Here is a 6,832-nt window from a genome sequence, read left to right as displayed (position 1 = left end):
GCGACGAGGTCGCGACGATGGACAATGTGGAGGACCTGACGACCTCCATCGTGCTTCGCCGCGACATCGAACGGGTGTGATTTCCAGAGCATTTCCGGTTCACCGGAAATGCTCTCGGTTTTTTGTTTTACCGCATTGTCCGACGCCGAAGCGAGGTCGCTCCGGCTGGAAATGCTCTATCGCCAGCCCAGCGCCGGCGCGACGTGCTTCAGGATCGCCTCGATGACATGGGCGTTGTATTCGACGCCGAGCTGGTTGGGCACGGTGAGCAGCAGCGTGTCGGCCTCCTGGATCGCCTCGTCGGCGGCCAGCTGCGCGATCAGCCGGTCCGGCTCGTCGGCGTATGACCGACCGAAGATCGCGCGTGTCTTGTCGTCGATGAAGCCGATCGAATCCTCTTCCTTGCCGCCCCGGCCGAAATAGGCACGGTCGCGATCGTCGACCAGGGCGAAGATGCTGCGGCTCACCGAGACGCGGGGCGTGCGGCTATGGCCGGCTTCCTTCCAGGCCTCGCGATAGGCGCGGATCTGTGCGGCCTGCTGGACATGGAAGGGCTCGCCCGTCTCGTCGTCCTTGAGGGTGGAGCTTTGCAGGTTCATGCCGCGCTGGGCCGCCCAGATGGCTGTCGCGTTCGAGCCGGCACCCCACCAGATACGCTCGCGCAGACCTTCGGAATGCGGCTCGAGACGCAGCAGGCCCGGCGGGTTCGGGAACATCGGCCGCGGGTTCGGCTGGGCGAAGCCTTCGCCCTTCAGGACGTCGAGAAAGACCTCCGCATGGCGGCGGCCCATATCGGCGTCGCTCATGCCCTCCTGCGGCTCGTAGCCGAAATAGCGCCAGCCATCGATGACCTGCTCGGGCGAGCCGCGGCTGATGCCGAGCTGGAGACGACCGCCGGCGATGAGGTCGGCCGAACCGGCATCCTCGGCCATATAGAGCGGGTTTTCATAGCGCATGTCGATGACGGCGGTGCCGATCTCGATCTTCTTGGTCCGTGCGCCGACGGCGGCGAGCAGCGGGAAGGGCGAGGCGAGCTGCCGGGCGAAGTGATGGACGCGGAAATAGGCGCCGTCGGCGCCCAGCTCTTCGGCCGCGACGGCAAGGTCGATCGACTGGAGGAGCGTATCGCCCGCCGAGCGCGTCTGGGATTGTGAAGAGGGTGTCCAGTGGCCGAAGGAGAGAAAGCCGATTTTCTTCATGATGTCCGCCTCGACGCTCAGCGTCCGTTGCACGATGTGTTGGGCGGAACATGGTGCATCGCGTGAGGCTTGAAAAGGCATGCGATGAGAACGCATTGTTCACAAAACGGCACTTGTGAACGGGGTGGTGGTCACACACCGCCCCGCTGCATTGACAATCAGACCGGCACGACATGCACGCTGCGCGGCAGCGCGGAGAGGATTTCCGGTCCGTCCGCGCGCAGGATCACGATATCCTCCAGGCGGATGCCGAAGCGGCCGGGCAGATAGATGCCGGGCTCGATGGAGAACACCATGCCCTCTTCCAGCACGGTTTCCGAGGTGGCGGTGATATAGGGCGGCTCGTGGCCGTCGATGCCCATGCCGTGGCCGGTGCGGTGCACGAAATAGTCGCCATAGCCGGCGTCGGTGATGACCTTGCGGGCAGCCGCATCGACTTCGCGGGCGAGAACGCCTGGTTTCGCCGCCTTCAGCGCCGCCTGAACGGCCTTTTCGACGATGGTGTGGATTTCGCCGTAACCCTCCGGTGCGATGCCGATGATGGCCATGCGGGTGATGTCGGAGGGGAAACCCTCCTTGCGGCCGCCGATATCGATGACGACGGCATCGCCTTCCTGCACGATCTTTTCACTCGCCGAATGATGCGGAAAGGCGCCGTTGCCGCCCGCGCCGACGATCCAGAATTGCGGCGAAGCGCCCTCGGAGGAGAAATGCGCACGGATGGCGGCGGCGACCTCTTTTTCCGTCATGCCGGGGCGGATGGCGGCGAAGGCGGCCTGCATGGCGCGATCGGCGATGCCGGCATTCATCTTCAGCTTGGTATATTCCGCGCCGTCCTTGCGCATACGCAGGCCGCCGAGCGTGGCGGGCGTGAAGTCGCGGTGCGTCTCGGCGGGCAGCGCATCGAGCAGCAGCAGCGCAAAATCGGCACGCATGGTTTCGTCAATCGCGACGAGGCCCGGAGCTTCCGCGCCGATATCGGCAAGGGCGGCCGCAAGGGCATCGACCGGACCGATCTCATCCGCCCAGTTGTGGAACGTGATGTCGGTGAATTCGCGCGTGCCCTCGGCGTTCAACACCGGCATCAGGAAGGCTTCCTTTTCCGGGCCGATCAACAGCAGGCAGGGCCGCTCGTCGGGATGCGGGTGGAAGCCCAGCACCCAGTCCATATGGGAGCCGGGGGCGATGGCAACGAGGCCGGTGCCGGTCTCGGCCATGCGCTGGCGCAGCGCTTTCAGGCGCGTGGCGGTCTGTTCGGTCATGATCTGTCCTTGCGATTACGGAGTGTCGGAAAAGGGGGATTTGCGTTTGACGACGAAGCTTGCCGGTGTCCGGCCCGCCGCTTCGGCAGCGCCGAAGACGTCCATGGTGCAGGTGTGGAAAATAGTCGTCGGCGTGGCCGTGTGGTTCCAGGTGGTGTGCGTCAGCGTCGAGAGGAAATGCGCGGAATCACCCGCTTCCAGAACGGTGTGCTCGCCGTCGATCTCGATGGTCAATGCGCCCTCGACGATGAAGTAAATCTCCTCGCCCTCATGCGACATAGGCTCGCTGTGAAACCCCGGCGGCGCATGGATGAGCGTCGAGCACAAGACGCTGCCGGGGAAGGAGGCGGAGAGGCGCTCATAGGTGATGGCGCTGTCCGGCGTGCCGCCGAGGCCATAGACGGCGCGTCCGTCACGCCGGGTGATCGGCGTTTCCACGCGCGGCGGCTGGAAGAACGAGCCGACATCGGTGTTCAACGCGCGGCAGACCGCGACGAGGGACGTCAGCGAGGGAACGGTGATGCCGCGCTCGATCTGCGAGATGAAGCCGACCGAAAAGCCGGCAGCATCCGCCACTTCCTGCAAGGTCATCTTCAGGGCGCGCCGACAGGCGCGCAGACGCGCGCCCACGACCTGCGTGTCGGCAGCCGGTTGCTTCGCAGTGCTTGCCATTGTGCTCACCGAAGTTTTTAGTATTACTTCAATAATGCGATGGGCGGCGGCATTGTCAACCCGTTTTTTAGTCTGACTAAAAAACTATGGAGTTGCGTCAGGTTGCCAGCAGCGCCTTGGCGTGGATCGCCATCATGCGCTCCTCGTTGGCAGCAATGACCAGCGTGCGGAAGGGCTGGAGGAAGGCGAGCCGGGACAGGACGGCCTCGCGCACGGGGGCGGCGTTCTCGCCGATGCCGCCGGTGAAGACGAAGGCATCGATGCCGCCCATAGAGGTCGCCATCATGGCGGCATATTGCGCGACCTTCAGCGCGAAATAGTCGAGCGTGAAGGCGGCGCGCGGGTCGTTGCTTTCGAGCAGGGTCTCGACGTCGTTGCTGATGCCGGAGAGGCCCTTGAGGCCGGAGCGTTCGTAGAGCATCCGCTCGACCTCCTCCACGGAGAGGCCGAAGCTGCGCATCATATAAGTGACCGCTCCGGCATCGATGGCGCCGCTGCGGCTGCCCATGGGCAGGCCGTCGAGCGCCGTCATGCCCATGGTCGTGTCGATGCTCTTGCCGCCGATCATGGCGCAGAGGCTCGCGCCATTGCCGAGATGGTCGGCGACGACCCGGCCTTTCGCCACGTCGGGATAGTCACGGGCAAGCACACGGGCAATCCAGTCATAGGAGAGCCCGTGGAAGCCATAGCGGCGGATACCTCTTTCACGCAGCGCCTCCTCGACGGCAAAGGTCTTGAACACCGGCGCCTGGCCGGCATGGAAGGCGGTGTCGAAGCAGGCGATGTCGGGGGCATCGGCCAACCGGTCCGAGGCCGCGATGCCGGCGAGATTGTAGGGCTGGTGCAGCGGCGCGAGCGGCACGAGCGTTTCGAGTTCCGTGAGGACGTCTGGTGTAACGACAACAGGCGCGACGAAGTTTTCCCCGCCATGCACGATGCGATGCACGGCTGCGATCATGCGCCAGCCGTCGTCGTAGCGATCGATCAGCGTGATCACCGCGCGCATGGCCGTCTCGTGATCGTCGGCGGCAAGCGGCTCGCCGATGACGGCGCCGGTCTCCTCGATGGTTGCATCAAGCCGGGCTCTGCTGCCGATGCCGGTCACTTTGCCTTTGGCGAGCCTGTCGAGCTTGTCGTAGGCGAAAACCTCGAATTTCAGGCTGGACGAGCCGGTGTTGAGGACGAGCAGGACATCGATCACAGGATGCGGCCCTTTGTACGGGCATCGGCCAGCAGCACGGCAAGCGCGCAGGAAAGCAGACGCGTGCGTTCATTGTCGGCGCGGCTGGTGAGGATTACGGGGACGCGCGCGCCGAGCACGATGCCGGCCGCCTCCGCTCCACCGAGGAATGTCAGCTGCTTGGCCAGCATGTTGCCGGCCTCGATGTCGGGAACCAGCAGGATATCAGCATGGCCGGCGACCTCGGATACGATGCCCTTTTCCCGCGCCGCCTCGGCGCTGATCGCATTGTCGAAGGCAAGCGGTCCGTCGATCAGGCAATCGGTGATCTGACGGCGGTCCGCCATCTTGCACAGCGCTGCGGCATCGAGCGTCGCCTGCATTTTCGGATTGACGGTCTCGACGGCAGCGAGCACGGCCACCTTGGGTTTATGATCGCCGAAGACGACCCGCCACAGGTCGACGGCGTTCTGCACGATATCGGCCTTGACCGGCAGCTCCGGCAGGATGTTGACGGCAGCATCCGTGATGATGAAGGGTTTCGGATAGGTTGCGATGTGCATGAGGTAGCAATGCGAAATGCGCCGCTCGGTGCGCAGGCCCGCATCGGCCTTCACAATGGCGCTCAGGAGCTCGTCCGTGTGCAGCGACCCTTTCATGATCGCATCGACATGATGGCCGGCGGCGAGTTCCGCTGCCTTGGCGGCCGCGGCATGGCTGTGCTCGGTATCGACGATCTCCCAGCCGCTGATATCGACGGCAGCCTCCTGCGCCGCCTGCGTGATCTTCGCTGCGGGGCCGATGAGCACGGGCACGATCAGCTTTTCCCGTACGGCCTCGGCCGCCGCTTCCACCACGTTTGCTTTGACCGGATGCACGATCGCGGTGCGCGTCGGCGGCAGGGCATGGCAGAGGGCGAGGATGGCGTCTGTCTGTCGGCTCATGCGTCGGCATTCCTTCCTGAGGCTTTTGTGCACCATAAAGGAATTACGTCGCTGCGCCATGACGTGCTCACGCCGCGTAAACCAAATCCTTACGCTGAGCCATTAGCGTTTCGCGGATGGTGCAATGGCCGCGCCGCATCCGAGTAGCGAGTAGCAAGCGCATGAGCATGCCTGACACCGCAGTCCAGATCTCCCCGTCACCGGATGAGACCCACTCCCGGAGGTCCCGCCAGGAGGTGGACTTCTGGATGAACTGCGTTGGTGCGCCGCTCGTTCTCATGGAAAAGCAGACGCTTTCGGTGCGCTATGCGAATGCCAATGCCGCGATCCTGTTCGGCCGCGGCCTCGAGGGTTTTGGCGGCTGTTCGGTTGAGGAGCTGGTCGGCCATGAAGCCACCCGGATGCTCGGCCAGATCTGGAGCGTGGCGCCGGTCGGCGTTCCCGGCGAACCCTTTCTGATCCGCGCGCAGGTGCAGGGTCAGGAGCGCATCCTCATGGTGCAGGTCACCAAGGTTGCGGTGGAGGGCGAAATCCTGCGCCTCTTCACCTTCCTCGATGCGCCGCCGCAGGGCTCCGTGACGCTCGCCGGCTGGCAGGAGAACGTCATCTCGCTGCTCAATTGGCTGCCTTTCGGCTTCGAGATATCGGGCACCGACGACCAGATCCAGTTTGCCAATTCGACCTTCAAGGCCCTGTTCGGCTACACGCAGGATGAGATTTCCAACATCGAGGACTGGTGGCGGCTTGCCTATCCGGACCCGGACTATCGTGAATTCGCCCGCACGCAATGGTATGAGTCCATCGCGGCCGCCCGCGCGGAAAACCGCGAGATGACACCCTTCGACCTTGATGTTGCGACGGCGAGCGGCGAAACGCGCACGATCCAGTTCCGCCACCGCACGATCGGCAATTTCAACGTCAACATGTATATCGACGTGACGCGCGAGCGCAGCTACGCGAGGGAGTTGAAGGTTCTCGCCGATACCGACCCGCTGACCGGCGCGATGAACCGCCGCCGCTTCTTCGAGGAGGCGGACCGTATCCACGCGGAGTGCCAGAAAAGCGGTGCGTCCGCCACCTTCCTGATGCTCGACATCGATCATTTCAAGACGATCAACGACCGCTATGGCCATGGTGTCGGCGATGCGGTGCTCGTCGAATTCACCCGGCGCTGCCGTGACGTGCTTCGGCCGGAAGACCGCTTCGGCCGCATGGGTGGAGAAGAATTCGCTGTCGTGCTCTGCCGCCCGGATGATGCGTCGGTCCATGTCATCGCCGAACGGCTGCGGCAGGTCGTGGGATCTGAGCCTTTCATCATCGATACAGACACGCTGAAGGTGACGGTCAGCGTGGGCGGCGCGATCTGCGAGGGGACCGAAAGCGTCGGCTCGGCCATCTCGCGGGCCGACAATGGCCTCTATGACGCCAAGAAGTCGGGCCGGGACCGCGTCATCCTCCGCTGAGCCCCATCCTCGGTCGGCCGGCTTCCCTTGCGGATAAAACATGAGTAAAGACGTTATGTTTTGATCGTGATCCGGGACGCCTGTGATCCTGTGCTGGAAGGAGCGGCCGTGC

General features: G+C 64.1%; 5 protein-coding genes and 2 pseudogenes. 2 read left to right on the top strand and 5 right to left on the bottom strand.

What is annotated here, in order from left to right; all coding sequences use genetic code 11:
• Positions 1-80, top strand: a pseudogene (locus ACOZK4_RS13795) (Lrp/AsnC family transcriptional regulator); the annotation flags it as partial.
• A gap of 96 nt (positions 81-176) precedes the next feature.
• Here the strand turns inward: ACOZK4_RS13795 and ACOZK4_RS13790 are convergent.
• The 5 genes and pseudogenes from ACOZK4_RS13790 to ACOZK4_RS13770 form a co-directional block, all read right to left on the bottom strand.
• Positions 177-1,199 carry an LLM class flavin-dependent oxidoreductase gene (locus tag ACOZK4_RS13790; RefSeq protein ID WP_421592369.1) on the bottom strand — a complete coding sequence of 341 codons (1,023 nt, stop codon included), beginning with the start codon at positions 1,197-1,199 and terminating at the stop codon, positions 177-179.
• Between the two features lie 158 nt (positions 1,200-1,357).
• Complete coding sequence (locus tag ACOZK4_RS13785; protein WP_421592368.1) at positions 1,358-2,461, bottom strand: M24 family metallopeptidase; 1,104 nt, start codon at positions 2,459-2,461, stop codon at positions 1,358-1,360.
• A 15-nt stretch (positions 2,462-2,476) separates the two neighbouring features.
• Positions 2,477-3,133, bottom strand: coding sequence for a helix-turn-helix domain-containing protein (locus ACOZK4_RS13780; protein ID WP_421592367.1), 657 nt, complete (start codon positions 3,131-3,133; stop codon positions 2,477-2,479).
• Positions 3,134-3,230: 97 nt separating this feature from the next.
• Positions 3,231-4,334: an acetate/propionate family kinase gene (locus ACOZK4_RS13775; RefSeq protein ID WP_421592366.1), complete on the bottom strand. Its 1,104-nt coding sequence runs from the start codon at positions 4,332-4,334 to the stop codon at positions 3,231-3,233.
• Positions 4,331-5,290 (bottom strand): annotated as a pseudogene (locus ACOZK4_RS13770) (bifunctional enoyl-CoA hydratase/phosphate acetyltransferase); the annotation flags it as partial. The pseudogene ACOZK4_RS13770 and the gene ACOZK4_RS13775, both read right to left, overlap by 4 nt.
• A gap of 215 nt (positions 5,291-5,505) precedes the next feature.
• Between ACOZK4_RS13770 and ACOZK4_RS13765 the strand changes: the two are divergent.
• Positions 5,506-6,720, top strand: a complete 1,215-nt coding sequence (locus ACOZK4_RS13765) for a GGDEF domain-containing protein (protein WP_421592365.1) — start codon at positions 5,506-5,508, stop codon at positions 6,718-6,720.
• Positions 6,721-6,832 lie beyond the last annotated feature (112 nt).

It is taken from the genome of Shinella sp. M27 (assembly GCF_049199905.1).
GTDB lineage: Bacteria > Pseudomonadota > Alphaproteobacteria > Rhizobiales > Rhizobiaceae > Shinella.
The sequence above is the reverse complement of the archived record's forward strand: the minus strand, read 5'-3'. Positions and strand labels throughout refer to the sequence as shown.

What these genes read in the sequence shown, in the direction of transcription:
- ACOZK4_RS13790 (WP_421592369.1), bottom strand. Translation starts at nt 1,199, where the DNA reads ATGAAGAAAATCGGCTTTCTCTCCTTCGGCCACTGGACACCCTCTTCA.
- ACOZK4_RS13785 (WP_421592368.1), bottom strand. Translation starts at nt 2,461, where the DNA reads ATGACCGAACAGACCGCCACGCGCCTGAAAGCGCTGCGCCAGCGCATG.
- ACOZK4_RS13780 (WP_421592367.1), bottom strand. Translation starts at nt 3,133, where the DNA reads ATGGCAAGCACTGCGAAGCAACCGGCTGCCGACACGCAGGTCGTGGGC.
- ACOZK4_RS13765 (WP_421592365.1), top strand. Translation starts at nt 5,506, where the DNA reads ATGAACTGCGTTGGTGCGCCGCTCGTTCTCATGGAAAAGCAGACGCTT.